At 50.6% G+C, this 25,312-nt stretch carries 26 protein-coding genes and 1 other RNA gene; 21 read left to right on the top strand and 6 right to left on the bottom strand.

Features of this window, described 5'->3' with window-relative positions; genetic code table 11:
• Nucleotides 1–50: 50 nt before the first annotated feature.
• From BZG77_RS06860 to zapA, 3 genes are all read right to left on the bottom strand, one after another.
• Nucleotides 51–623 (bottom strand): 5-formyltetrahydrofolate cyclo-ligase, encoded by a 573-nt coding sequence (locus BZG77_RS06860; RefSeq protein ID WP_021022117.1) that lies wholly within the window; start codon nt 621–623, stop codon nt 51–53.
• A gap of 27 nt (nt 624–650) precedes the next feature.
• Nucleotides 651–833: non-coding RNA, 6S RNA (gene ssrS / locus BZG77_RS06855), on the bottom strand.
• A gap of 3 nt (nt 834–836) precedes the next feature.
• On the bottom strand, nt 837–1,142 hold the full coding sequence (zapA, locus tag BZG77_RS06850; protein ID WP_077646674.1) for a cell division protein ZapA: 306 nt from the start codon (nt 1,140–1,142) through the stop codon (nt 837–839).
• A 345-nt stretch (nt 1,143–1,487) separates the two neighbouring features.
• Here zapA and BZG77_RS06845 point away from each other — a divergent pair, with 345 nt between their 5' ends.
• The 4 genes from BZG77_RS06845 to gcvH all read left to right on the top strand — a co-directional run bounded on the left by BZG77_RS06845 (nt 1,488) and on the right by gcvH (nt 5,127).
• Nucleotides 1,488–2,066: a UPF0149 family protein gene (locus BZG77_RS06845; protein WP_077459801.1), complete on the top strand. Its 579-nt coding sequence runs from the start codon at nt 1,488–1,490 to the stop codon at nt 2,064–2,066.
• A gap of 57 nt (nt 2,067–2,123) precedes the next feature.
• Nucleotides 2,124–3,314: a 2-octaprenyl-6-methoxyphenyl hydroxylase gene (gene ubiH / locus BZG77_RS06840; RefSeq protein WP_077646673.1), complete on the top strand. Its 1,191-nt coding sequence runs from the start codon at nt 2,124–2,126 to the stop codon at nt 3,312–3,314.
• Nucleotides 3,311–4,546: an FAD-dependent 2-octaprenylphenol hydroxylase gene (locus BZG77_RS06835; RefSeq protein WP_077646672.1), complete on the top strand. Its 1,236-nt coding sequence runs from the start codon at nt 3,311–3,313 to the stop codon at nt 4,544–4,546. Before ubiH ends, BZG77_RS06835 begins: the two co-directional genes overlap by 4 nt.
• Before the next feature lie 182 nt (nt 4,547–4,728).
• A complete protein-coding gene (gene gcvH, locus BZG77_RS06830; protein ID WP_021022112.1) occupies nt 4,729–5,127 on the top strand; it encodes a glycine cleavage system protein GcvH in 399 nt (132 codons plus the stop codon).
• A gap of 157 nt (nt 5,128–5,284) precedes the next feature.
• Here gcvH and ygfZ read toward each other — a convergent pair whose 3' ends face one another.
• Nucleotides 5,285–6,268 carry a tRNA-modifying protein YgfZ gene (ygfZ, locus tag BZG77_RS06825; protein ID WP_077646671.1) on the bottom strand — a complete coding sequence of 328 codons (984 nt, stop codon included), beginning with the start codon at nt 6,266–6,268 and terminating at the stop codon, nt 5,285–5,287.
• Nucleotides 6,269–6,483: 215 nt separating this feature from the next.
• Between ygfZ and BZG77_RS06820 the strand changes: the two genes are divergently transcribed.
• From BZG77_RS06820 to BZG77_RS06805, 4 genes are all read left to right on the top strand, one after another.
• On the top strand, nt 6,484–6,747 hold the full coding sequence (locus BZG77_RS06820; RefSeq protein WP_021022110.1) for an FAD assembly factor SdhE: 264 nt from the start codon (nt 6,484–6,486) through the stop codon (nt 6,745–6,747).
• Nucleotides 6,716–7,126 carry a hypothetical protein gene (locus tag BZG77_RS06815; protein WP_131826140.1) on the top strand — a complete coding sequence of 137 codons (411 nt, stop codon included), beginning with the start codon at nt 6,716–6,718 and terminating at the stop codon, nt 7,124–7,126. Before BZG77_RS06820 ends, BZG77_RS06815 begins: the two co-directional genes overlap by 32 nt.
• Nucleotides 7,127–7,227: 101 nt before the next feature.
• Nucleotides 7,228–7,449: a hypothetical protein gene (locus BZG77_RS06810; RefSeq protein ID WP_077646669.1), complete on the top strand. Its 222-nt coding sequence runs from the start codon at nt 7,228–7,230 to the stop codon at nt 7,447–7,449.
• Nucleotides 7,450–7,494: 45 nt separating this feature from the next.
• Entirely contained in the window at nt 7,495–7,821 is a 327-nt protein-coding gene (locus BZG77_RS06805; protein ID WP_131826139.1) for a methyl-accepting chemotaxis protein, read from the top strand.
• Nucleotides 7,822–7,878: 57 nt separating this feature from the next.
• On the opposite strand, the gene nadB is transcribed toward BZG77_RS06805, so the two are convergent.
• Nucleotides 7,879–9,495, bottom strand: coding sequence for an L-aspartate oxidase (gene nadB / locus BZG77_RS06800; protein WP_077459795.1), 1,617 nt, complete (start codon nt 9,493–9,495; stop codon nt 7,879–7,881).
• Nucleotides 9,496–9,827: 332 nt separating this feature from the next.
• On the opposite strand from nadB, the gene rpoE reads away from it, so the two are divergent.
• The 11 genes from rpoE to acpS all read left to right on the top strand — a co-directional run bounded on the left by rpoE (nt 9,828) and on the right by acpS (nt 18,774).
• The gene (gene rpoE, locus BZG77_RS06795; protein ID WP_021022105.1) at nt 9,828–10,409 is read left to right on the top strand and encodes an RNA polymerase sigma factor RpoE; all 582 of its coding nucleotides are present in this window, start codon (nt 9,828–9,830) and stop codon (nt 10,407–10,409) included.
• A gap of 32 nt (nt 10,410–10,441) precedes the next feature.
• Entirely contained in the window at nt 10,442–11,074 is a 633-nt protein-coding gene (locus BZG77_RS06790) for an RseA family anti-sigma factor (protein ID WP_077646667.1), read from the top strand.
• Nucleotides 11,071–12,039, top strand: coding sequence for a sigma-E factor regulatory protein RseB (gene rseB, locus BZG77_RS06785; RefSeq protein WP_077646666.1), 969 nt, complete (start codon nt 11,071–11,073; stop codon nt 12,037–12,039). The genes BZG77_RS06790 and rseB overlap by 4 nt, the downstream gene beginning before the upstream one ends.
• Nucleotides 12,040–12,050: 11 nt before the next feature.
• A complete protein-coding gene (locus BZG77_RS06780) occupies nt 12,051–12,548 on the top strand; it encodes a SoxR reducing system RseC family protein (protein ID WP_077646665.1) in 498 nt (165 codons plus the stop codon).
• A gap of 78 nt (nt 12,549–12,626) precedes the next feature.
• Nucleotides 12,627–14,423, top strand: a complete 1,797-nt coding sequence (lepA, locus tag BZG77_RS06775; RefSeq protein ID WP_077646664.1) for a translation elongation factor 4 — start codon at nt 12,627–12,629, stop codon at nt 14,421–14,423.
• Between the two features lie 14 nt (nt 14,424–14,437).
• Nucleotides 14,438–15,334: a signal peptidase I gene (lepB, locus tag BZG77_RS06770; RefSeq protein ID WP_077646663.1), complete on the top strand. Its 897-nt coding sequence runs from the start codon at nt 14,438–14,440 to the stop codon at nt 15,332–15,334.
• Nucleotides 15,335–15,346: 12 nt separating this feature from the next.
• A complete protein-coding gene (gene rnc / locus BZG77_RS06765; RefSeq protein ID WP_028569567.1) occupies nt 15,347–16,018 on the top strand; it encodes a ribonuclease III in 672 nt (223 codons plus the stop codon).
• On the top strand, nt 16,018–16,923 hold the full coding sequence (gene era, locus BZG77_RS06760; protein ID WP_021022098.1) for a GTPase Era: 906 nt from the start codon (nt 16,018–16,020) through the stop codon (nt 16,921–16,923). Before rnc ends, era begins: the two co-directional genes overlap by 1 nt.
• A 40-nt stretch (nt 16,924–16,963) precedes the next feature.
• On the top strand, nt 16,964–17,659 hold the full coding sequence (gene recO, locus BZG77_RS06755; RefSeq protein ID WP_021022097.1) for a DNA repair protein RecO: 696 nt from the start codon (nt 16,964–16,966) through the stop codon (nt 17,657–17,659).
• A 2-nt stretch (nt 17,660–17,661) separates the two neighbouring features.
• Nucleotides 17,662–18,393 (top strand): pyridoxine 5'-phosphate synthase, encoded by a 732-nt coding sequence (pdxJ, locus tag BZG77_RS06750; protein WP_021022096.1) that lies wholly within the window; start codon nt 17,662–17,664, stop codon nt 18,391–18,393.
• Nucleotides 18,394–18,774: a holo-ACP synthase gene (gene acpS / locus BZG77_RS06745; RefSeq protein WP_077646662.1), complete on the top strand. Its 381-nt coding sequence runs from the start codon at nt 18,394–18,396 to the stop codon at nt 18,772–18,774.
• On the opposite strand, the gene barA is transcribed toward acpS, so the two are convergent.
• A complete protein-coding gene (gene barA / locus BZG77_RS06740) occupies nt 18,771–21,536 on the bottom strand; it encodes a two-component sensor histidine kinase BarA (protein ID WP_077646661.1) in 2,766 nt (921 codons plus the stop codon). The genes acpS and barA overlap by 4 nt on opposite strands.
• A gap of 145 nt (nt 21,537–21,681) precedes the next feature.
• On the opposite strand from barA, the gene rlmD reads away from it, so the two are divergent.
• Nucleotides 21,682–23,013, top strand: coding sequence for a 23S rRNA (uracil(1939)-C(5))-methyltransferase RlmD (gene rlmD, locus BZG77_RS06735; RefSeq protein WP_077646660.1), 1,332 nt, complete (start codon nt 21,682–21,684; stop codon nt 23,011–23,013).
• A 68-nt stretch (nt 23,014–23,081) separates the two neighbouring features.
• Entirely contained in the window at nt 23,082–25,298 is a 2,217-nt protein-coding gene (gene relA / locus BZG77_RS06730) for a GTP diphosphokinase (RefSeq protein ID WP_021022092.1), read from the top strand.
• Nucleotides 25,299–25,312 lie beyond the last annotated feature (14 nt).

Below are 25,312 nucleotides of genomic sequence, written 5' to 3'. Positions count from 1 at the left end.
TGGGTCGCGAAATCGATGCGAGTTAACGTCTAAGTTGGCGAAATGATGGCTCACCAATGCCAGTGTTGGCTTGGTGTCAGTATATGGGGTAAAGGAATATCCCATTGCTCGCAAGGTAATGAATGCCAACGTTGGCAATCATGGGCGAGGCCAATGGCGGTCGCATTTGGCGCGCACAAACCCAGCGTGCGATCATAGTAGCCGCCACCCATGCCTAGACGCTGGCCGTCGGCGTCAAAAGCCACTAATGGCGTGGCGATGATGTCCAGTTTTGAGCTAGGGATCAGGGTGCGAATATCTAAAGTGGGCTCGGCAATGTTATAACGATTAAGGCGCATGCGCGTGTGAGGGTGGTACTGTAAAAACAGCAAATGGCCGCGACTGAACGGATGAACAACCGGTAAATAAACCTGTTTTCCTGCCTGCCAGCAGGCGTTGATTGCCGGTTGGGTGTCCAACTCACCGTCAAAAGAGAGGTATAAGGCGATACGCTGCGCATGAACGACGTCAGGTAATGTCATAAAGCGTGCCGCAACCTGCTGGGCCGCCTCGGTTTGCTGTTCAGGCGAGAGCTGGCGACGCGCGTGACGGATGGTTTGGCGAATCTGCTGTCTGGGCTGCATAACTGTCCTTAATGCTAGCCTGTAAAGGAGGGCCCCGGGATGCCGTTGGGATCGATGGCCCTTGAACCCGCTGGTTCAAGGCGGGTGGGTAGTATAAACCGTAGGCTTCTCGGTACGAGCCGAGCTTGCTCAGTAGCTTATAACAACACACCCTTCGGTTTGCTTATCGGCTCAGGGACGTTGATCCGCTGACAAACACCCCAGGGAATTCGATTATTTTTGCGATCCTTGCACTGCCACTGCTTTATCGAGTTGGGCGGTCATCAGGGCGGTCCGTTGCTTGACCTGATCTTCAACTGTCTCCAACGCTTGTTTGGTATCATTTAATTCATGACAAACATTCAAAGCGGCAATGGCAATTAGTTGCTCTGTATTGGTTACTTTAGTGCGCTCTGCCAGCCGATGCAACCGTTGATCGAACTCGTTTGCTGCATCTTTAAGCGCTTGCTCTTGTCCAGGCGGACAATTGACGCGAACAAGGCGATCCAGGATTTTAATTTCAACCGGTTGTGTGTTCATAGTCCCAAGCTGGCTCCTCATACGGCCCGCAATGTCGAGGGCCAGATACAGAATAATGGCGCTATTCTAGCAATTATTTTCCCGAATACACTACATCGAAAGTTGCCTTGGTGAGTGATGCAGAGAATTTAGACAAAAATGGACACCGAGGGGTTGATCTTTATCATCGTGGCAACGGCCTTCCTGCTTTTACACTGGGCTTGTGACCACCATAATGGACAGAATAATTCTGCATCGCACAAGCTGGCCAAGAATCACGGGTTTTTTCGCTGAGTGATTCAGCCCTGTGGTGTGAAATGCTAAACTAACCCACTTATTTTTGAGCGCACGACCAAGGGCAACATTGTGACTGAAACCCGTTTACCCGCATATGCGAAGACTGCAGAAATATTAACAGCAGATAGTCTGGCGGTTACGCCGGCAGAAATGCATGGATTGATCGCCGGTATGCTAAGTGGTGGCTTGGCACTGGAAGAGGGGAGTTGGCTAACCATGCTTTATGATTATACCAACCAAGGAATGGGCTGGCCGACCGAGTCAAAAACCTTGGCCATGCAGAGCTACCATCAATTGAAAACCCAACTGACAGGAACGGATTTAGATCTCGATATTTATGTTCCGGATGATGAACACTCGGGTGTCGTTGCCCGTGCAGAAGCGTTAGTGGAGTGGATTAATACCTTTCTTGCTGGCGTTGGTCTGATTGGGACAAAGGGGCGTAAACTATCCAAAGACGTCACAGAAGCGCTCAGCGATTTAAAGGAAGTGGCGCAGTTAGGGATTGACGAAGACGGAGATTTGCAAGAGCAAGCGGACTTGCTTGAGCAAGTTGTTGAGCATGTGCGTGTGTGTAGCTTGGTTGTCCATGCCGAGCTTGGCGCACGTCTTGAAACTGACGACGAGACGCCAAAAACGCGCCATTAACCGCAATGACGTCTGCGGTTTGAGGCGTGGTGATGACTCAGGGTGAGGAAAAGTAGGATGAAAGCCTATGACATAGTGATTGCTGGTGGTGCAATGGCTGGCGCAACCGCGGCACTGGCGTTAGATACGCTAAGTGGCGGGAGGTTACGTATTGCGGTCGTTGAGGCGATGATGCCAAACCATGGTGATCACCCAGGTTATGATGCGCGGAGTATCGCGTTAGCCGAGGGCAGTTGCGCTGCTTTTGAGCAACTGGGACTTTGGGAGGCGTTGGCGCCGTTTGGCACACCGATCCAGCATATTCACGTTTCAGATCGTGGTCATGCTGGGCAAACGCACATTGATGCGCAAATGCAGGGCGTGTCATATCTCGGTCAGGTCATTGAACTGGCAGATGCCGGCGCGGTATTGCACCAAAAACTGCATGCGCGTCCCGCCATCGATGTCTTTTGTCCTGATGCAGTGATCGCGATTGAGCGAAAGCTTGACGCTGTTACTGTCACACTCAAACAAGGACAATCGCTAACGGCATCATTACTCATTGCCGCTGATGGCGGTCGCTCGCCTTGTAGTCGTTTGCTCCATCTCCCCCGGCAGCAGCACGACTTTGGTCAAGTGGCTGTGATTGCCAATGTGTCTACGGCGCTTCCGCATCAAGGTCACGCCTTTGAGCGTTTTACCGACACGGGGCCCGTCGCGTTACTGCCCATGTCGCAAGGACGTTGCTCATTAGTGTGGTGCATGACTCCCGATGAGGCGCAATCGCTCACCCAAGTCAGCGATTCGGTTTTTTTACAACGCTTACAACAGGTTTTCGGTTGGCGTCTTGGTAAGTTACTTCATGTCGGAGAACGTCATGCCTACCCGCTGGTGCTCAATCAGGTCGTGCGGCCGGTGAGTCATCGTGTGGCGGTGGTTGGCAACGCAGCACAAAGTTTACATCCCATTGCAGGACAAGGCTTTAACCTCGGCCTGCGAGATGTCATCACGCTGGCTCAAACTGTCAGCGCAGCCTTCCAGCGCGGGCAAGATATTGGCGCGATACCGGTCCTGATGGATTATGCCAGTCAACGCCAGCCAGACAGAGACACAACCGTCGCACTAACATCAGGGCTCGTTCATCTTTTTTCTAATCAAAGTGCACTACTCGCGGCTGCACGGAACGCAGGTTTGGGGTTGATGTCGACCATAGAAAGGGTGAAACAACCCCTTGTGCAACGCACCATAGGATGGGTAGAACCGAAATGAAGATGATCAATGCAGATGTCGCGATTGTAGGTGGTGGAATGGTGGGGCTAACACTTGCCGCCTCACTGGCAGAAACGGACTTACGCATCGTTGTGATTGAAGGTAAAAAACCGGTAACAACACTAGACGATCTACCAGAAAACCGTGTATCGGCACTGAGTCGCGCGAGCGAGAATATGCTTCGTGCCTTAGATGTTTGGCCGGGTATCGTTGCACGCCGACTGGCAAGCTATCAAAAAATGCACGTTTGGGAGAAAGATAGCTTTGCGCAAATTGATTTTGACGCACAGGCATTTGGTCAGCAAAACCTAGGACACATTGTTGAAAACCGCGTGATTCAACTTGCCCTGCTCGACAAAGTGCAGCAGCAGAGTAATGTCACCATTCTCATGCCTGAGCAGTGCCAGTCTATGATGCAAGGTGAGCGCGAAACCTGGTTGCAATTGGCCTCGGGAGGTGGTGTGACGACAAAGCTGGTTGTCGGAGCCGATGGCGCTCGCTCATGGGTGCGCGAGCAAGCACACTTTCCATTGGTTCAGCGAGATTATGGACACCATGCAGTGGTGGCAACGGTACGTACAGAAGCCCCTCATCAAGGCGTCGCGCGTCAGGTTTTTACGCCTGATGGCCCTTTGGCGTTTCTACCACTGTCCGATCCGCATTTATGTTCCATTGTTTGGTCGGTGCCGCCTGAACAAGCGTCGGAGTATCGCGACATGGCGTCTGATGGATTCGAGCGGGCGCTCACCGCTGCCTTTGACGCTAGATTAGGGCGATGTGAGGTGGCCGGACCGCGTGCGAGTTATCCTCTTAGCATGCGTTATGCTCAGAATTTTGCCTCTGAGCGCATTGCCCTTATCGGTGATGCCGCACATACCATTCATCCGCTTGCCGGTCAAGGGGTGAATTTAGGGATGTTAGATGCGGCCGCGTTAGCACAGACACTCGCGCAACTTTCAGAAAAAGGGAAAGATGTGGGGGCGTATGCGTCACTGCGTCATTTCGAGCGTTGGCGTAAAGCGGAAGCCATGCAAATGATTGCGGCGATGCAGGGATTCCGGAGCTTGTTTGATGGTCAAAATCCAGTGAAAAAGCTCGTTCGTGGTGTAGGTATGCGCGCGGTGAATCACCTACCCGGCGCCAAACAGCCCTTTATGGCCAAAGCCTTGGGGCTAGAGGGAGAGCTCCCTGATCTCGCGAAGCCACCTGCTCGGCGCGCCCATTTTTCTTGATCGTGTGACAACGAAAATTGGCGAAAAAAAGAAAATATGCTAAATAGCATGACGAACAGCTTGTCTGGAAGTTTGTATTTACCGACCGATGTTGCACATTAGCACTGGGTACAACCAGAGCACTGGCTACAACCTGAGTCTTGGGTCTAACAAGGTCACTGGGTCTAACAAGGAACAATATTATGAGCGATATTCCATCCGGATTAAAATTTACTGAGACGCATGAGTGGGTGCGTCCTGAAGGGGAAGGCCTCTTCACCATTGGCATTTCCGATCATGCTCAAGCGTTGCTTGGTGATATGGTTTTTGTTGATTTACCTGATGAAGGTGACACCTTTGATGCCGGGGATGATTGCGCAGTGGCCGAGTCGGTCAAAGCGGCGTCAGATATTTATGCGCCGATTTCCGGGCAAGTGATCGCCGTGAATGAAGAGTTGGATAGCGCCCCAGAATTAGTCAACAGCGATCCTTACGGCGATGGTTGGCTTTTTCAAGTTCAAGCCACTGACGAATCAGAAATTGATGCCTTGTTTGATGCACAAGGGTATGAAGAAACCTTAGGCGACCAAGATGCCGATTAAGGTGTAGTACCAACCGTGTGCCACTAGCATTAACAAGTGAGGGATCCTGGCGGGATCCCTTTCTGTTTATTGGCTTCCCGGTCAGTGACGTCGGCGTGATCAAGCGCCGACGTCACCTGTGTTTGCCAAGCCGTATGGGAGATGCCAAGCTCACTACTTATTCATCGTCAGTCAGAGAGTAAGGTAGAGGCTCACGCTGCCAGATAAACTCTGGCGCAGCCGCTAGGCGAAATGCTGTCTCGTCATCGAGGTTGTTTGGCAGAACCGCTAGCACTGCTGCCTGGCCATTAGCTTGACGGTAACCGGCAAGCACGGTTCCACCAGAGCGCCAGTTTTCACCGACAGAACGCTCGATTTTATCCCCAGCCACCGGTGTATGTGTGGCTTGTCCTGTGAGTTTATACATGGCCCGCTTGTTTATTCCTCGGTATTTAGCGCGAGCAACGGTCTCTTGGCCGGTATAACAGCCTTTGGTGAAGCTGATGGCATTCAATGCCTGCAAATTCAACGATTGAGGAATAAATTCACCACTGGTTGCGGCTTCTATGCGAGGGAGTGCGGCATCGATTTCATATCGATCCCAATATTCACTGCTGAGAAGGACCGCGGACGACTGAGACTGATTCACGAGCGCGGTTGCCCCCTCGGGAGTGATCGCGAGTAACCAACGATGAGGCGCGATCATCACCGCCGTTCCCTGCTCGCCCTGGCGGACGTTACCTTGTGGGCCAAAGTGGTCAGTCACCCACTTTTCCGCCTGGGTGCCAACCACGCCAAGAAGTACGCAGTCAACTTTATCAAATGCGATCTTAGAGAAGATGGCGTATTTTTTGACTTCCTGTAATTGGGTTGCCTCAATCGATGCCGGCTGCACCATGGCTAAGCCATCTTGGAAGTGGAAAAAACGTAACACGGACCAGACTTTACCTTTTGGATCGCAATGCGCCGCTAAGGTTGATTGATCCACGTCGAGTTGCTCAATATCGCAAGTGAGCTGGCCTTGTAAGTATGACTTGGTGTCGTCGCCACTAATTTTGGTTAACGCCCAATTATCGAGGGCAACAATGGCCAGTTCCGGCGTCTGGTCACTGGGGTGTTGTGCCACAGGCTCAAAAGCTTGGGTTTGATACCATTCGCTCATATAAATCACGCTCTCCGTTGAGAAAACACAGGCTATTTCTCGTATAGTAATGGTGCATAACAGGCTTGTCAGCCTTTGTATTGTAAGGGTATTGCGCCAAACGGCGGATTAACGCTAGAGAGCTCTCAGATTCGTCTTTTCTTTTTTGGGAAAAGTGGTCGTCAGACCCTAGCGTTGATAGTATCCATCCACTGATATCAGTGATAGAGGTCAACATGGTTAACACTGAAGATAAAGCGCGAATTCGTTGGGCATGCCGTCGGGGGATGCTGGAGCTTGATGTATTGGTCATGCCTTATTTTGAGGCATGCTACGACACATTGAATGAAAATGAAAAACAGGATTTTGTCGCATTTTTAGAAAGCGCCGACCCGGATCTGTTTGCCTGGCTGATGGGGCATGGTAAACCTGACGACCCTAAGATGGTCTCTGTTGTCGAGAAGGTGGTTGCCTATAACCGAAGTAAGTTGCGTACATAGCCAACTCCATTGCCCGCGCTATGTCACCGTCTGTTTATTCCTGGTCGGGATGATGGTGGCATGGCTATTGGCGGTGCATGTGTCCCTCCCTCTTTGCGCGCGTGCTTTCCTGACGCTTCACGTTGTCCGTGAATTGATTCACTTTCAACACCGACTGGTCGAGAGTACCGGCTGTGTCACTGTGTATTTTGATGATTGGATAAGGCTACCCAGCGGCGAACGCCAACCCATTACATGTATCTGGGCGACGCCTTGGCTGATGATGCTCAAAGCGCAATCGGATGCGCGCTGTTTATATTTGTGGCGCCATGGCTTGCTGGACTATCATTTTCGTCTGCTTTATCGGCATTATTGTCAACCAAAGCAGGATAGTTTGTGACATATTTATGACGTCTCGGTTGCCTTGCTTTACTTTTTCCTAACATCGCCGATAGGATATTTAGTGCAATACACTGTAATGAAAAAGACTTTCTTGCTCGGATGGATCCCACATACCTCTTTCGGTTTGAAAACAACGTTGCAACCTTTAATCAGCAACTGACCGACTTTCGAGCACGCAGTGCCTCCCTTGGGTTAGAAACCGTAACGATTGATGACGTCCAGACAGCCATGCAAGCTTATGCAAATGGGTTTAGCGAACTGGGTGACGGCTATCAAACATTAGGCTTAACGACAGATCAAGGCTTAAGAGGCCAAATGTAAAGCGCGAGTCAAGCGCTCGTGGCCGCAACTGAAAACGATATTGTGATGCTGAGTAGTATCCAAAAAATGGTGGTCGATGTTAGCCGAGCGGTGCAGACTTTACACCAAAGCGCAGAGCCGGTGGAGTCTCGCACCGAGCAAACCGGCACCGCACTGGCGACGCAGCTGGATATTATGGATATGAGTACGCATATTGCGACGGCGATAGAGCAGCAAAGCTCGGTTGCTAAAGAAGTTAACCATAACTTGCATAACATTCAAGACATTGCCCAGACGAGTACTGAACGCGCGATCCAAAACCGTCAAGCTGCTCATCAAGTCGCAGAAGAAGCGGCTAACTTAGAGCGGGCCGTAAGTGAATTTAAAAGCTAATCATACGGCCAGTCGAGAGACTGGCCGTTGTTTATTGCGACGATACCATGCGCCACATTAGCAAGGCTGATCGGGAACGAGGATGGTTGGGCCTGATTGAGCATGAGCGTCAGGATAGTCAATGGTGTAATGTAGACCACGACTTTCTTTGCGTTGCATGGCACAACGCACCATCAATTCAGCGACTTGGAGTAAATTACGTAATTCGAGCAAGTTATTTGAGACACGAAAATTAGCGTAGTACTCGTGCGTTTCTTGTTTAAGTAGCTCAATGCGACGCAAAGCACGTTCTAAGCGCTTGGTTGAGCGCACAATCCCCATGTAATCCCACATAAACAGGCGCAGCTCATGCCAATTGTGCTGAATCACCACTTCCTCATCGGAACAAATCACTTGGCTCTCATCCCAAGCTGGCAACGCTGTGTGTGGCTCGATATGGTCTGAGTGGGCTTTAATATGCTCAGCGGCAGACCACGCATACACCACACATTCGAGCAACGAGTTAGAAGCCATGCGATTTGCACCGTGTAGCCCGGTATAACTCACTTCACCAATGGCATATAAACCAGGCAGATCCGTAGTGCCATTTTTATCCACCATCACACCACCACAGGTATAGTGAGCGGCCGGAACTATCGGGATGGCGTCTTGGGTCAAGTCAATGCCGTACTCTTTTAGCTTCTCGTAAATGGTGGGGAAGTGCTTGGTGATAAATTGCGGATCTTTATGGCTGATATCGAGATACATACAATCAGCGCCAAGCCGTTTCATTTCATAATCAATCGCACGCGCCACGACATCACGGGGAGCAAGCTCACCACGCGGATCAAAGTCTTGCATAAAGCGCGATCCATCCGGGCGTTTTAGGTGCGCACCTTCACCACGTAATGCTTCGGTTAGCAAAAAGTTACGCGCGTCAGGGTGGTATAAACAAGTCGGGTGGAACTGATTGAACTCAAGATTCGCGACACGGCAACCTGCTCGCCATGCCATCGCAATACCATCACCAGAAGAAACGTCTGGGTTAGAGGTGTACTGATATACTTTAGATGCGCCACCTGTTGCCAGCACCACATAATTACAGCGGACAGTTTCTACAACTTCTTGATTGCGATTCCAAATATAGGCTCCTAACACATGATTAGGGCCACCGAGCCCGACTTTTTTACGCGTGATAATGTCCAGCGCGTTATGACGCTCGAGTAGGGTAATATTAGGATGTTGTCGAACGTTATCTTGCAATGAGTTTTGCACCGCCATACCGGTTGCATCGGCGGTGTGTAGAATACGTCGGTGACTATGACCACCCTCGCGAGTGAGATGATAACGCGGGGTTTCATCATCACTGTCTTCTTGATCGAAGGGCACGCCGCCATCAATCAGCCATTGAACACAGTCTTTGGCGTTACGGGCGATAAAGTCGACAACATCGGTATCACAGATACCGCCACCGGCTATTTGTGTATCTTCGACATGGGACTCCACCGAGTCTTGTTCGTCAAAAACAGCGGCAATGCCGCCTTGTGCGTAGAGTGTCGCCCCTTCACTGAGAGGGCCTTTACTGAGTACGATAACTCGGTGCGTGGGCGCCAAACGTAGCGCCAACGATAAGCCAGCGGCACCGCTGCCGATGACCAACACGTCACATTGATGTTCCTGAGTTGTGGTCGTCATGATCCCTAATCCTCTTTCTGCGCTCCCAATGTTACACCAATTTGACGCGGCCGCGCGCGCGAAGATCAAATCCAGTCTTGCTTGGGGGAAAGTTTGCAACCGTGGCATTGTTTGGGGGACAATACACGCAGCCAAAGACGCGCGCTTTGGTCATTCCGTCACAGTAATGTGATTTCACGCATAATAAAACCAACATGGTGAGGAACTTTTCTCCTAAGCGGTCATCGAATTCTCAGCGAAAGCTCGCAAGCGGGTTTAACCGCGCTCTGACAACGTCGGACCTAGAATGTCGATAATCGGGCGAAAAGACCAACCAAGGAGTAAACGCTCGAATGGGCGAGCAGCTAACCGACCAGGTTCTAATAGAACGTGTACAGAATGGTGACAAGCAAGCTTTCAATCTGTTAGTCGTCAAATATCAAAATAAGGTATGTAACCTTATTGCCCGCTATGTAGGCTCACATAGTGGTGATATTCCGGATATCGCACAAGAAGCGTTTATTAAAGCGTATCGTGCTTTGCCGGGGTTTCGTGGCGAAAGTGCGTTTTATACTTGGTTGTATCGCATTGCAGTGAACACCGCGAAAAACCATTTGGTGGCACAAGGACGACGTCCGCCAGGCAGCGATATTGACGCCGACGAAGCAGAAAATTACGAAAGTGGGGGGTCGTTAAAAGAAATATCGAACCCTGAAAACTTGATGTTGTCTGAAGAATTGAGGCAGGTGGTGTTTTCGACCATTGAAACACTGCCTGACGACTTAAGAACCGCAATCACCTTACGAGAGCTCGATGGGCTTAGTTATGAGGAAATTGCACAGGTAATGGATTGTCCAGTCGGTACGGTACGGTCGCGTATATTTCGAGCGCGTGAAGCGGTAGAAAAGCGCATCCGGCCACTGATGAAACGGTAACGAGTTTTACTGGCTGCATGACGGTGACTTGAATGACTGATAAAGAAAAAATTTCGGCGTTATTAGATGGCGAACTGGTGGACACGTCGGTGATCCATGATATAGAGCGAGATAATAGCGCACAACAGGCCTGGAGCGACTTTGGCATCATTCGTGATGTGATGCGTGGTGACGCGCCTGGCTCGTTGCAATGGAACATTGCCGGTTCTGTCGCGTCCGCGTTGGAAGCAGAACCGGCTTATCAAGGCGCTCACGTTGACAGTAACGTACACCCGATGCACGAGTTACAGCCGCGTCCGGAAAAGGCGCGTCGCCATCTACCTGGCTGGCTGCAACAGCTCACTCAGGTCAGTGTCGCCGCTTGTGTTTCTCTCGCCGTGATCGTAGGCGTGCAGCATTATAACCAGTCTGAACCAACGTCTCCGGGGGTTGGCAATCAAACCCAACCGCCAGTATTGGAAACGATTCCTTTTGCAGGTGCTGCTGAACCGGTGAGTTTAAGCCGGAATGATTTGCGTGCGACGCCTTCAGAATCTGAAATGATGGAGCAGCGTCGGCGCGTAAATGCAATGCTCAAAGACTATGAATTGCAGCTAAGGTTGAATAAGGATAGTCTGTCTAGCAATCAGACCATGGCACCGTCGACAAGCAGTAGTAAGCAATGAAAAAAATTCTGATCGGTGCGCTTGCGCTGGTCAGTTTGATGTCTGCGCAAGCCTCGGCCGAACCCTCTGCCGAGGCTTTGTTACATCAAATGGATACCGCAAGCGATACCTTGGACTATGAACTGTCCTACATTCTCGTTGGCAAAAATAGCCTAGAGCCACTGCGTTTTCGCCATGCACGGGTAGGTGGCGAAGCGTTTGGTCATCTCATGTATTTGAGTGGTCCGTCGCGAGAAGTAATTCGTCGCGGAAAGGAAATCAGCTATTTTGAACCTGGTTATGACCCTTTCACGATCGCCAGTGATCATATGGTGGCACCATTGCCTACTCTCATTCAGGCCGATATTGATATACTGGCAAACCATTATGACTTTGTCTCAATGGGACATGCGCGCGAGGCGGGCATGGATTGCCAGGTTGTACGTATCACACCGAAAGATGGTGAGCGATATTCTTACGTGCTTTGGCTAGACCAAGACAGTCACCTACCAGTGAGAGCCGATTTACTTGACCGAGATGGGGATCCGCTTGAACAATATCGCGCCTTATCGCTGGTGGTTACGCCTAAAATTAACGACGCGATGCAAAAACTCACGCAGTTAGCCTTGCCGCCGGTATTAACCCTCCCGCAAACAACCCGCCGCTCTGACCTGGATTGGCAGGTGACGGTGCTGCCAGATGGCTTTAAGCCTGTGTACAGTAACCGCCATCGTTTAATGATGACTAAGCGGGCAGTGGAAAGCCAAATGTTTAGCGACGGCCTTTTTAGTTTTTCTGTTTATTTAGCCAAAGCCGACGGTGTCTCCGTGCGTGAACAGATAGTGCGCCAAGGCCGACGGACGCTGCACAGTGTTATCAATGGCAACGCCGAAATTACAGTGGTGGGGGACATTCCACCGGAGACCGCTAAACGGATTGCTGATTCGGTTCGTATTAATCGCATGCCAACATCACAGACAGAGTAAAAGGTTGCACCATGATTAAAGCACTGGCGGAGGTAACAGGGTACCAAGACGGCTGGCTGTCCCTTGCCTGTCAGCAGCAAACCAGCTGTGGCAGCTGCAAATCGCAAAGCCAGTGTGGCACTGGCATTGTGTCCAAGGCCCTACCCGGAAAAGTGAACTATGTCAGCGTTCGTTCGCCAGAACCGCTGCCGACAGGAACTCTCGTTGAAATTGGCCTCGGTGAAGCCACCTTGGTACGCTCGGCGCTCGTGGTTTATATGGTGCCATTAATGATGATGTTCGTGGGCGCCTTACTGGGACAATTTTTCTTTGCCGCGTTGATAGGGAGCGGCGAAGGAGGTGTTATCGCACTAAGCCTAGGCTTCGGTGCCCTTGGGGTCGGTATCGCACGACGCTTAGCGAAATATGTCGGGAGTGCCGAACAGCAGCAACCTGAGCTTCTGCGTGTCATGGGAGAGCCAATTTCCGAGTTGGCAGTGATAAATACCCGACACCAGGATAGCGACTAGCCACTATTTTCGGTAGAATCCAGCCCAATTGATCTTAGGATCCCATTCTTATTGATAACGAGTAAGTCACACCCACTTATGAAGCATATTCGTAACTTTTCGATCATCGCCCATATTGACCACGGTAAGTCGACGCTTTCTGATCGACTCATTCACGTATGCGGCGGCCTTACTGACCGGGAAATGGCAGAGCAGGTCCTTGACTCCATGGATCTGGAACGTGAACGCGGTATCACCATCAAAGCACAAAGTGTGACACTGAACTATAAAGCCAAAGACGGCAATGAGTATCAGTTGAACTTCATCGATACGCCAGGACACGTCGACTTCTCTTATGAGGTGTCGCGCTCACTGAAGGCATGTGAAGGTGCTTTGCTGGTGGTGGATGCAGGACAAGGGGTTGAAGCACAGACGCTCGCCAACTGCTACACCGCAATGGATATGGACCTTGAAGTGGTCCCTGTCCTGAACAAAATCGATTTGCCGGCCGCCGACCCAGACCGTGTGGCGCAAGAAATCGAAGATATTGTTGGTATTGAAGCCATTGAAGCCACGCGTTGTTCAGCCAAAACAGGGGTTGGAGTCGATGGCGTACTCGAAGATATTGTTCGCCTTATTCCACCGCCGGAAGGTAACCCCGACGCCCCCACTCAAGCGTTGATTATCGACTCTTGGTTCGATAAATATCTTGGCGTGGTCTCGTTAGTGCGCATTCGTGAAGGCTCGCTCAAAAAAGGCGACAAAGTGAAAATCATGAGCACGGGCCAAGAATGGAACGTGGACAGCATTGGCATTTTCACGCCCAAGCGTAAAGAGCTTAATGGTTTGCAAACCGGTGAAGTAGGCTGGGTGATCTGTGGGATCAAAGATATCCTCGGCGCCCCCGTGGGCGACACCATCACCCATGCCAAAAACGGCTGCGAAAAACGGATTGAAGGGTTCCAAAAAGTTAAGCCTCAGGTGTACGCGGGCTTATTCCCGATTTCATCCGATGATTATGAAAACTTCCGTGATGCCTTGGATAAGTTAAGCCTCAATGATGCGTCGCTTTTTTTTGAGCCAGAGAGCTCTGCGGCGCTTGGCTTCGGTTTCCGTTGTGGTTTCCTTGGCATGCTGCACATGGAGATCATTCAAGAGCGCCTGGAGCGAGAATACGACCTTGAGCTGATCACCACAGCCCCCACGGTTGTTTACGAAGTCACGCAAAACGATGGTGAAATTATCTATGTAGACAGCCCAGCCAAGCTGCCCCCAGTGAATGACATTCAAGCCATTGGTGAGCCTATCGCGCGTTGTAATATCTTGGTGCCCAATGAATTCGTCGGCAATGTGATTTCCTTGTGTGTTGAGAAGCGTGGTGCCCAAGTGGATATGGTTTATCACGGCAATCAAGTTGCGCTGACCTATGACATACCCATGGCGGAAGTCGTGTTGGACTTTTTCGACCGAATTAAGTCAACATCGCGCGGTTATGCCTCGTTAGATTATAACTTCGAACGTTACGACGTGTCTGACATGGTACGGGTGGATATCTTACTGAATGGCGAGCGTGTCGATGCACTGGCGATTATTACGCACCGTGCTCATGCGCAACCGCGTGGTCGCGAGCTAGTGGAAAAAATGAAAGAGTTTATTCCGCGTCAGCAGTTTGATATCGCCATCCAAGCCTCGATTGGCAATCACATTATCGCCCGTTCAACCGTCAAGCAGTTGCGTAAAAACGTCACGGCAAAATGTTACGGCGGTGATGTGAGTCGTAAGAAAAAACTATTGCAAAAACAAAAAGAAGGTAAGAAGCGCATGAAGCAGGTCGGTAATGTCGAGCTGCCGCAAGAAGCTTTCTTGGCCATTTTGCATGTGGGCAAAGATAAATAACAACGGATTCCATGATGGCCAATACGTTTTCTTTAATTTTAGTGCTGGTGACCTTGGTCACCGGCCTGGTTTGGGCGTTAGATAAATACCGCTGGGCGCCGCGTCGCCGCCAGGCTGCAGGCAAAGCACTGAAGGTCGCACAGACTGATTTGGATGCCGAACAAGTCGCGAAAGTGATGCCACAACCGAGTTGGGTTGAGAATATGGCGTCTATTTTCCCGGTGATCGCGGTGGTTTTAGTGTTGCGATCATTCATTTATGAGCCTTTCCAAATTCCGTCCGGATCGATGATGCCAACCTTATTGGTTGGCGATTTTATTTTGGTGGAAAAATTTGCCTATGGGCTGCGAGATCCGGCTTTTCACACTGAACTGGTTGATACTGGCAAACCTGAGCGCGGTGACATTGTGGTGTTTAAATATCCGCCGCAGCCGAATATTGACTATATCAAGCGTACGGTGGGGCTACCCGGCGATACCATTGTGTATGAAGATAAGCGCTTGTGTATTCAGCCTAAAGGCGAAGCGCAGTGCCAGCCTGTCGCGATGGATAACATTCAACCTAGTGAATTTGCACAAGGTGGTGTGAATCTGGTGCAAGCACAAGAGCAGCTGGGTGAGCAAGCGCATCAGATCCTTGTCCATCCGAATAAGCGCGATCGAATCAGTGCCTATCAGCCACGTCCGGGCGTCAATCGTTGGGTGGTGCCAGAAGGGCATTACTTTATGATGGGTGATAACCGCGATAACAGTGCGGATAGCCGCTTTTGGGGCTTTGTGCCTGAGCGCAACTTAGTCGGCAAAGCGGTGGCTATTTGGGTCAGCTTCGAATTCGAGCGCAACAGTGACAGCTGGCTACCATCGTGGATACCGACAGGGATACGCTTTAACCGTATTGGTGGAATTGATTAATTCTGGACTATGATGACAAAACTAACAGATAAATTGCAGCGAGAGATCGGCTATCAGTTCAGCAGTGCTGCATTGCTTGAACTGGCGTTGACGCACCGTAGTGCCAATGGCACACATAATGAGCGTCTCGAATTTTTGGGTGACTCAATTCTTAGCTTCGTGATTGCCGAGGATCTTTATCATCGCTTTCCGAAAGTGGATGAAGGGGATATGAGTCGGATGCGCGCGACCTTAGTGCGCGGTAATACACTAGCCGAAATTGGGCGGGAGTTTTCTCTGGGCGAAGTCATGCGCCTTGGCCCAGGAGAACTTAAAAGTGGCGGTTTTCGCCGCGATTCGATTTTGGCTGACGCTGTAGAAGCATTGATTGGCGCCATCTTTTTAGACAGTGATATCAACCGGGTACGAGATATTATCTTGCAATGGTATCAGCAGCGACTCGAAACCATTGAACCGGGTGTCAGCCAAAAAGATCCGAAAACCCGTTTGCAAGAGCTCTTGCAGGGAAAACGTAAACCGTTACCGTCTTATACGGTGATGAAAGTGAAGGGTGAAGCACACAACCAAGAGTTTACGGTAGAGTGCCAGATATCAGGACTGGAGCGTTCTGTGATTGGAAAAGGCAGTAGTCGTCGCAAGGCAGAGCAAGCGGCTGCAGAACTCGCACTACAGAAGTTGACATAATGACTGACACACAGCGCTGCGGCTTTATTGCCATTGTTGGCCGCCCGAACGTAGGAAAATCAACATTGCTGAACCGCTTGGTAGGGCAAAAGTTGTCGATTACCTCGCGTAAACCCCAAACCACGCGTCACCGAATCATGGGCGTGGATACCCGGGATAACTACCAGGCGGTGTATGTCGATACGCCTGGGCTACACATTGAAGAAAAGCGCGCCATTAACCGTCTTATGAATCGGGCTGCAAACAGCTCGTTAACCGACGTTGAATTGGTATTGTTTCTCGTGGATGGCACACATTGGACTAATGACGATGAAATGGTGCTTAATAAGCTAGCGCGTTCAGAGTTGCCGACGGTTTTGTTGGTCAACAAAGTGGATAACGTTAAAGAGAAGACGGAGCTGTTTCCGCATCTACAAGCGTTGTCAGAGAAAATGCCGTTTGTCGACGTGATCCCGGTTTCAGCGAAAAACGGGACCAATATTGATGTGGTCGAGCAGCGTGTTCGTGATGCGTTGCCGGCGTCTGAATTCTACTTTCCTGAAGAATATGTTACCGACCGCTCTCAGCGTTTTATGGCCTCAGAAATTATCCGTGAAAAGCTGATGCGTTTTACCGGTGAAGAGCTGCCTTATTCAGTGACGGTTGAAATTGAACGTTTTGACTACAACCCTGAAACCGATGGCTTTCATATTAATGGTTTGATTTTAGTTGAGCGTACCGGCCAGAAGAAAATGGTCATTGGTAAAGGCGGCGAAAAGATCAAACGCATTGGCCGAGAGGCACGCTTAGACATGGAAGATCTCTTCGAACGTAAGGTCTATCTTGAGCTTTGGGTGAAAGTGAAATCCGGCTGGGCTGATGACGAACGCGCGTTGCGCAGTTTAGGCTATATCGACGATCTTTAATTGGCCCGATCATCGGGTCCATGCACTCAGGAGAGGGTGAGTGGACGGCTTTCAACGTGGTTTTGTGCTGCATTCGCGCCCCTATAGTGAATCGAGTCTGCTCTTAGATGTGTTCTCTGAGTTCGAGGGACGTATCACGCTTCTCGCCAAGGGAGCACGTCGTCCCCGTTCGGCCATAAGAGGCGCACTGCAGCCTTTTACTCCCTTGCTGCTCAAGTGGGGGGGACGCGGTGAATTACGTACATTGCGCAGTGCTGAGGCCACAGGCCTCGCGCTGCCTTTATCAGGCAATGCTCTGTATTCCGGCTTTTACCTCAATGAGTTAGTTATGCGTGTGCTTGAGCCTCATACGCCTTACCCAGCGTTATTTTTCGATTATGTCACCGCCTTAACCCAGCTTGCCCGCTATCACAACCCAGAGCCTGCATTACGCTGCTTTGAGCTTGCGCTGTTAGAAGCACTAGGCTATGGCGTTGATTTTCTTCATTGTGCTGGTAGCGGCGACCCGATCAACGATACGATGACGTATCTATATCGTGAGCAGCAAGGCTTTGTCGCGTCGATCATGAAAAGCCAACATCGGCAATTTACTGGCGCTGATCTACGAGCGTTGGCGACACGACATTTTGAAACGGTGGCACAGCTGCGCGCCGCCAAGCGTTTTACACGTATGGCGCTCAAACCTTATCTTGGTCCTAAGCCGCTAAAAAGCAGAGAATTGTTTAGAAGGAAATAATCATGGATAAAATTTACCTCGGTGTGAACATTGATCACGTTGCGACGATACGTAATGCACGTGGTACCGCGTACCCGGATCCGGTTCATGCGGCGGAGTTAGCTGAGCGTGCTGGAGCGGCAGGGATCACCGTGCATCTTCGTGAAGATCGTCGCCACATCACTGATCGCGATGTCCGTTTACTCAAAGAAACGCTACAAACGCGTATGAATCTGGAAATGGCGGTGACCGATGAAATGGTTGAGATTGCGCTCGAGATTCAACCTGAATTTGTTTGTTTGGTCCCGGAAAAACGTGAAGAGCTCACGACCGAAGGGGGCTTGGATGTCGCGGGCCAGCTGGATAAAGTGAAAGCGGCAACCCAGCGTCTAAGCGAAGCTGGGATTAAGGTTTCCCTTTTTATTGATGCTGATCGCAATCAAATTGAAGCGGCTCATCAATGTGGTGCGCCCTTTATTGAGCTGCATACAGGCCACTACGCGGATGCAACCAATGACAACGATCGCCAATCGGAGCTTAAAAAGATCTCCGCAGCGGCAAGCTCTGCTGTCGATTTGGGGATCAAAGTGAATGCGGGCCATGGCCTGACGTATCATAACGTCACTCCCATCGCGGCGATGCCTGAAATGCATGAGCTGAATATTGGTCATGCAATCATAGGTCGTGCAATGTTTGATGGCTTGCAAAAAGCGGTGGCGGATATGAAAGCGATTATGGAAGCGGCGCGTCGCTAAATGGCCATTGTTGGAATTGGTACAGACATTGTTGAGATTGCGCGTATTGAAAAAGCGTTTGCACGCCACTCGCGCTTTGCCGATCGGATCCTAACCGATAGTGAGCGGGACCATATGGCAACACATCATGCGCCTGCTCGTTACTTGGCCAAGCGCTTTGCTGCGAAAGAAGCCGCGGCAAAAGCGCTAGGAACCGGGATTGCCGACGGTGTCACGTTTCATGATTTTACCATTACGAATCAGACTTCCGGCCAGCCGGCCCTAAGCCTTTCTGGCCGTGCTGCCCAATTGGCACGCGAGCGTGGCGTTGCGCACTGTTGGCTGACCTTATCGGATGAAAAGGCCTACGCGGTCGCGTATGTTATCTTAGAAACGGGTTAACAGCCCTGCGCGTTATCGAGATATTGCGGTGCCAGTTGCTCAATATGTGCAATCTCATCTTGGAGCTCTAACAGCTCAGGTTCGACAGCTGCGATATCTGCCCCGGCTTTTAATTGCGTTTCTAACTCGTGACACAGGCTTTTAAGTTGAGGCACACCGCTATAAGCACAGCTACCGTGGAGCTTGTGGATGGCTTGCCATAAGCTATCGGTCTCTGACTCTCCCGCCAACGCACTAGCGACCACCTTCTTCACTGACGTAAAAGAGGCGAGTAACATTTCTAGCATTTCTTTGGCGAGATCGGCCTTGCCTGCTGCTTGGTTGAGCGCCCGCTGCCAATCCAGATGACGCGCACTGTGATCCTGGTTAGCCGAATAAGTGGGTAACGGCGCGGCTTGATGAGGTGCTACCGTGTCATCAAAATGCAGCCAACGACTCAGGGTGCTTTCTAGCATGGCCTCTTCAATGGGCTTGGTGAGGTAATCGTCCATCCCGGCATCAATAAGGCGCTCACGCTCACCAGGCATCGCATGAGCGGTTACTGCTACAATCGGCGTTTGCTGGTTGAGTCCCGCTTTACGAATTTCTTGGCTAGCGGTGACACCGTCCATTTCGGGCATTTGAATATCCATCAAAATGATATCAAAGGCGTATTGGTGTGCCAGTGACAGGGCTTTGACGCCATCATCTGCGGTCACGACTTTCTCTACCCGCTCAGCCAACAAGGCCGTGATCAGTTTCAAGTTCGCAGGATTATCATCGACAGTCATCACGGTGTAGGGCGCCTTTTGCGTGGTGTTAGGTTGAGGTAGCGGCAAAGGCGCCGGCTCGGGTGAACCAAGCAGTGTTTCCAATAGTTTACGCTGCGGGATCGGCTTGGCGACACACGCTCGTACGCCAGCTTTCAAAAGATGCTCGGATGCTTCGAGTTCGGTGGTGGGTAAGCAAACCACCACTGACTGCGCTTGCTGCTCACAGAGACTGACTGCATCTTGCATCTCACTGAGCGCAGGCATGCTCCCAGCATCAAAACAAAGGAGAGCAAAATGATACTGACGGTCAGTGAGCACATGGGTGCCGGACGCGGTATCAACGTTTAGGCCCACTTGGCTCAGTCGTTTGCGCAAAATCTCTCTGGTACGCGCATTGGGCTCCACAATCAGAATATCGCGCCCGACCAAAGGCTCGATGTCGAGTGGCTGCGATACCGGTAAATCAGTTTGTGTCAGCTGCAGCGTAAACCAGAATGATGAACCTTGGTGAAGGCGACTGGTAAAGCCAATATCGCCGCCCATTTGTTGGACTAATTTTTGCGTGATCACAAGCCCGAGCCCAGTACCGCCATAACGGCGCGAGATACTGGCATCTGCCTGTCTAAACGCTTGGAAAAGCTGCGCTTGTTGACGTTCAGAGATCCCAATGCCGGTGTCTTTGACCATCAACTGCAGTTCGACGGTTTCATCGTGTAGCTGTTTAAGATCGACACTGACATCAATATTACCTCGCTCGGTAAATTTCGCCGCGTTGCCAATCAAATTGATTAAAACTTGTTGGATACGAAGCGGATCGCCAACCGCTCCCGCAGGAATCCGAGCATCGGTGCGCAGGGTTAGCTCTAGCCCTTTCTCATGCGCCATAGGCGCGAGTAGGCGCATCACTTCGTCGAGCATCTCTTGCACGTCGAACGGAATGTTTTCTAACAGCAACTTACCCGCTTCCAGCTTAGAGAAATCTAAGATGTCATTGATGATCGTCAGCAGGTTATTGGCGGATTTTTCAATGGTGAGAAGGTAATCTCGTTGACTACTACTGAGCTCGGTTTTTAGCATTTGTCGCGTAAAGCCAATCACCCCGTTGAGCGGTGTACGCAGCTCATGGGACATATTGGCGAGAAACTCGGATTTAACCCGTGCCGCTTCTTGCGCGTTTTTCTTGGCAATGTCTAACTCAACGTTTTGGATCTCGAGCTGCTCTAAGGTTTCGCGTAGATCACTGGTCGCCTGATCAATACTTTGTTGCATTTCCAAATGGTATTCGGACAATGAGATTGCCATTGCATTGATGCCATTTTTTAAGGTATCCAGCTCGCCGAGCAGCTCACCTTCAATCCGCACGTCAAGATGGCCTCGTCGAATTCTATCGACCAAGGTCACCATGTTGCCGATTGGATGAGTCACATCGGCAATCAAACGGTAAGCGAAAAAGCAGGAGAGAATCCCGCCCAGCGCGACCATAACCAGCGCTGTGATCATTTCCTGGTACTGTTTCAACCGTACTGAGCTAAGGTCCAACTCCATCGCAATATATCCCAAAGGGCGCTCGACATTGAACCCGGGGGTAAAGCGTCCAATTTCTAAAATCGGTGCACGCAAAATCAAGGTATCTTGCTGTTGGCTAACCTGTAATTGTGTGGGAATAGGTTGGCCACTATCGACGGAGAGCATGGCTAAATTGCGGTGGTAATTCGAGGTCACAAACAGCTCGTTACGACGATCGAACACGGCAATACTTCTCACAAACTGAGAATGCTGGCGGTGAGCAAAGCCGATGAGCCGGCGCACGTTTTCACGACTGTCATTTTTCAATCCCACTTCGCTGGCAATGGCGAGCGGTTCTATAATCGCAGAACCGGTTACCGTGAGTTGCTGCTCAAGGTCTTGATAGCGGGTGCTGGTGAAAAATGCACTGAGTAATAGCCCAACAATGAGTGTCGGTGCAATAGTGAGTACAGAAACACGGGTGCGGAGGCCATATTTGGTCATGCTAGATAAACTATGGGAAAATAATCACGACAATTAGCGCCAGTGTACATGATTCAATCACAAAATAGTCAGCGAACTATCACAACTCCCACTGGCAGGATCTCTTGACTGGCTTGGCAACAAGCTTTAAACACTGGAATACGACATGGCGCGCTTTTTTAAGCCCGAAAAAAATAAAAAGGTTGAGCAAAAGCATCAGCTGATAACCATTAAACGCTTAGACCATCATGGCGATGGCGTTGGCTTTTTGGATAAAAAACCGGTGTTTGTCCCAGGTACCTTGCCGAGAGAGCAAGCCTTGGTACAGCTGACCGAGCAAAAGCGGCAATATGCGCGCGGCCAATTAATTAAACTCGATAGCCACGCCACACAACGTGTTGAGCCAGGGTGCCCGGTTTATCAGCAGTGCGGTGGTTGCAGCTTGCAGCATCTAAGCCATGAAGGGCAGGTTACGCATAAACAGCAAACGTTGAATGAGCTGATGCAAAAATTTGCTGGGGAAGAGGCAACACTCTCGGCATCTATTACAGATAGGCCATGGCAGTATCGGCGTCGTGCGCGCATCAGTCTTCAGGTTGATAAAAAGGGGGCATTGGCAATGGGGTTTCGTGCTCGCCAACGCAGTGCGATTATCAATGTTAGCCATTGTCCGGTCCTGAGTGAGTCATTGAATACCTTGCTTGCGCACTTGCGCCCGTGTTTGGATGGCCTGCGTGGTCGACGTATTTTGGGTCATCTTGATTTGATTGAGGCCGACAACACCACGGTAGTGTCGTTGCGTACCACCAAGGTATTGCACAGTGATGACCGTCAAGCATTGTGCCACTGGGCAGAAACTCAAGGCTGCACCTTTTATCTTCATCAAGGCGATGGCGCACCTGAACGTCTTATCGGCGCCGCGCCAGATTACCAAGTGGCGGGATGTCGCCTTGCGTTTCAACCGAATGACTTTATTCAGGTCAACCCGACGGTCAATCAGGACATGGTGTCACAGGCACTGGATTGGCTAGCGCTAGAGAAAGAAGATCGTGTCTTGGATCTCTTTTGTGGATTGGGTAACTTTAGTGTCCCCGCTGCCAAACTGGTTGGGCACGTTGTCGGGGTGGAAGGCGTGCAAGCCATGGTGAATCAGGCGGCAGATAATGCGAAGATAAATGGTTGTGATAACACCGGTTTTTATCAAGCTGATTTAAATAGCGACGCGTTAGAGGGAGAGTGGACCCATTTCGATTTTACCAAAATCTTACTCGATCCGGCACGCGCAGGGGCTGCGGGTGTTATAGACTTTGTGGCACAATCGAGGGCTTCACATATTGTTTATGTGTCCTGTAATCCTGCCACCCTGGCGCGCGATGCCCGCGTGCTGCTTGATAATGGTTATGCACTTGTCAAATTAGGGATGCTGGATATGTTCCCACAAACAGGACACATGGAATCGATGGCCTTGTTTAAGCCGGTGACGAACAAGCGGGCATAAGCGTTTAGTGGCTTGTCGTTATCGACATGCCTCTCTTGTCAGTAAGAGAGTTAAGGATAGGAACAGTTATGGTTGCGGTACGAGAAGCCCACCTACACGAAGATGAAACATTTGAGCTTAACACCTGGGTTAAGCGACTCGGGCAAGACGCATCGACGACACAAGCCTTGTTAGACGGCTACCAATATTGTCGAGCATTGAGTGACGATGAATCAGCACTCAGCCAGCCTTTGTGGCGAGGCCGAGAGATGATCGAAATCCTCGTGACATTAAGCATGGATGCCGACACCTTGCTGGCCGCGCTATTATTTCCGATGGTCGACGCCGAATTGGTCACCCTGGAGACACTGGCGGACGACTATTCGATGTCGATAGTCAACCTGATTCGCGGTGTGCAGCAGACCGCTGCGATTCGGCATTTAAATACCCAAGCCGACGATGAGGCCACGTCCTCGCAAGTTGATAATGTGCGCCGTATGTTACTCTCTATGGTGGAAGACTTTCGTTGCGTGGTGATTAAACTCGCCGAGCGTATTTGCCATTTACGTGAAGTGAAAGATGCGCCAGAGTCTGTGCGTCAGCAAGCAGCGAAAGAGAGCGCTAACATTTATGCGCCTTTGGCTAACCGATTGGGAATTGGTCAGCTAAAGTGGGAGCTTGAAGATTACGCGTTCCGTTACCAACATGCGCAAACTTATAAACAAATCGCCAAGCAGCTGGCCGAGCGACGCATTGACCGTGAAAACTATATCAGTGCCTTTGTCGAAGGGCTCCAGCAGGAAATGGAAGCGTCGCATATTAATGCACAGGTATATGGACGCCCGAAGCATATTTATAGTATCTGGCGCAAAATGCAGAAGAAAAACCTGGAGTTTGATGAGTTGTTTGATGTGCGCGCTGTGCGCATTATTGCGGATCAACTTCAGGATTGTTACGCCGCATTAGGTGCCGTCCACACCCAGTTCCGTCATCTGCCCAAAGAATTCGATGATTATGTCGCCAACCCCAAGCCGAACGGTTATCAGTCAATTCACACCGTGGTGTTGGGGCCGGAAGGCAAGCCCGTTGAGATTCAAATTCGCACCAAACAAATGCACGATGATGCAGAGCTAGGTGTAGCGGCCCATTGGAAATATAAAGAAGGCTCAGCCAGTGGCCGCAGTGGCTACGATGAAAAAATCACCTGGCTGCGTAAGCTATTGGCATGGCAAGAAGAAATGTCTGATTCGGGCGAAATGCTTGATGAGTTGCGTAGCCAAGTGTTCGACGATCGGGTGTATGCGTTCACCCCGCGCGGCGATGTCGTCGACTTACCTATAGGGGCAACGCCACTTGATTTTGCCTACCACATCCATTCAGAAGTGGGTCATCGTTGCATTGGTGCCAAAGTAGAAGGGCGAATTGTTCCGTTCACCTATCACCTACAAATGGGCGACCAGGTTGAAATCATCACGCAAAAAGAGCCTAACCCGTCGCGAGATTGGCTCAATCCCAGCCATGGATTTGTTAACTCAAGTCGTGCGCGCGCCAAAATAAATGCTTGGTTCCGCAAGCAAGACAAAGACAAGAACATTGCTGCCGGTAAAGAAATCTTGGATACCGAGCTACAAAAAATTGGCGGCATCAGTAAAGATGCCAATTTGGCGCTAAAACGCTTTAACGTTAACACGCTGGACGAGCTTTATGCCGGCGTGGGCAGTGGTGATTTGCGCATTAATCAGGTAGTGAACCATATTAATGGCCTGATTAATAAACCGAGCCTGGAAGAAGAAGAGCAGCAGTTGTTAGAAAAACTGCAGCAAAGCGAACAAAAACCGAGCACCGGCAAAGCCCACCGCGATGCCGTGGTTGTCGAAGGTGTTGATAACCTGATGACGCATCTCGCGCGCTGCTGCCAGCCGTTGCCGGGTGATGACATTAAAGGATTTGTTACCCAAGGGCGTGGTATTTCGGTCCATCGTGCAGATTGCGAGCAGCTCAATGAGCTTAGCCATCATGCACCGGAGCGGATTATCGCCACGGTGTGGGGGAAAGGCCATATTGGTCAATACCATGTACGCATTCGCCTTTCGGCAAACGAACGAACCGGGCTGGTCAAAGATATCAATAACGTGTTAAGCAATGAGAAAGCACGGGTAGCCGGGATGCAAAGCCGGGTTGATTATAAAAAGCAAATGTCGATCATGGACTTTGATCTCGAAATCTCTGATTTAGATACCTTAAGCCGCGTTGTAAACCGGCTTGAACAAGTGAAAGATGTGGTCGAAGCGAAACGCCTCCGCTAATACATTCGCCCTGT

Source organism: Salinivibrio sp. IB643, from assembly GCF_001996105.1.
In the GTDB taxonomy this organism is placed as follows: domain Bacteria; phylum Pseudomonadota; class Gammaproteobacteria; order Enterobacterales; family Vibrionaceae; genus Salinivibrio; species Salinivibrio costicola.
This window is presented reverse-complemented; position numbering and strand designations above follow the sequence as displayed.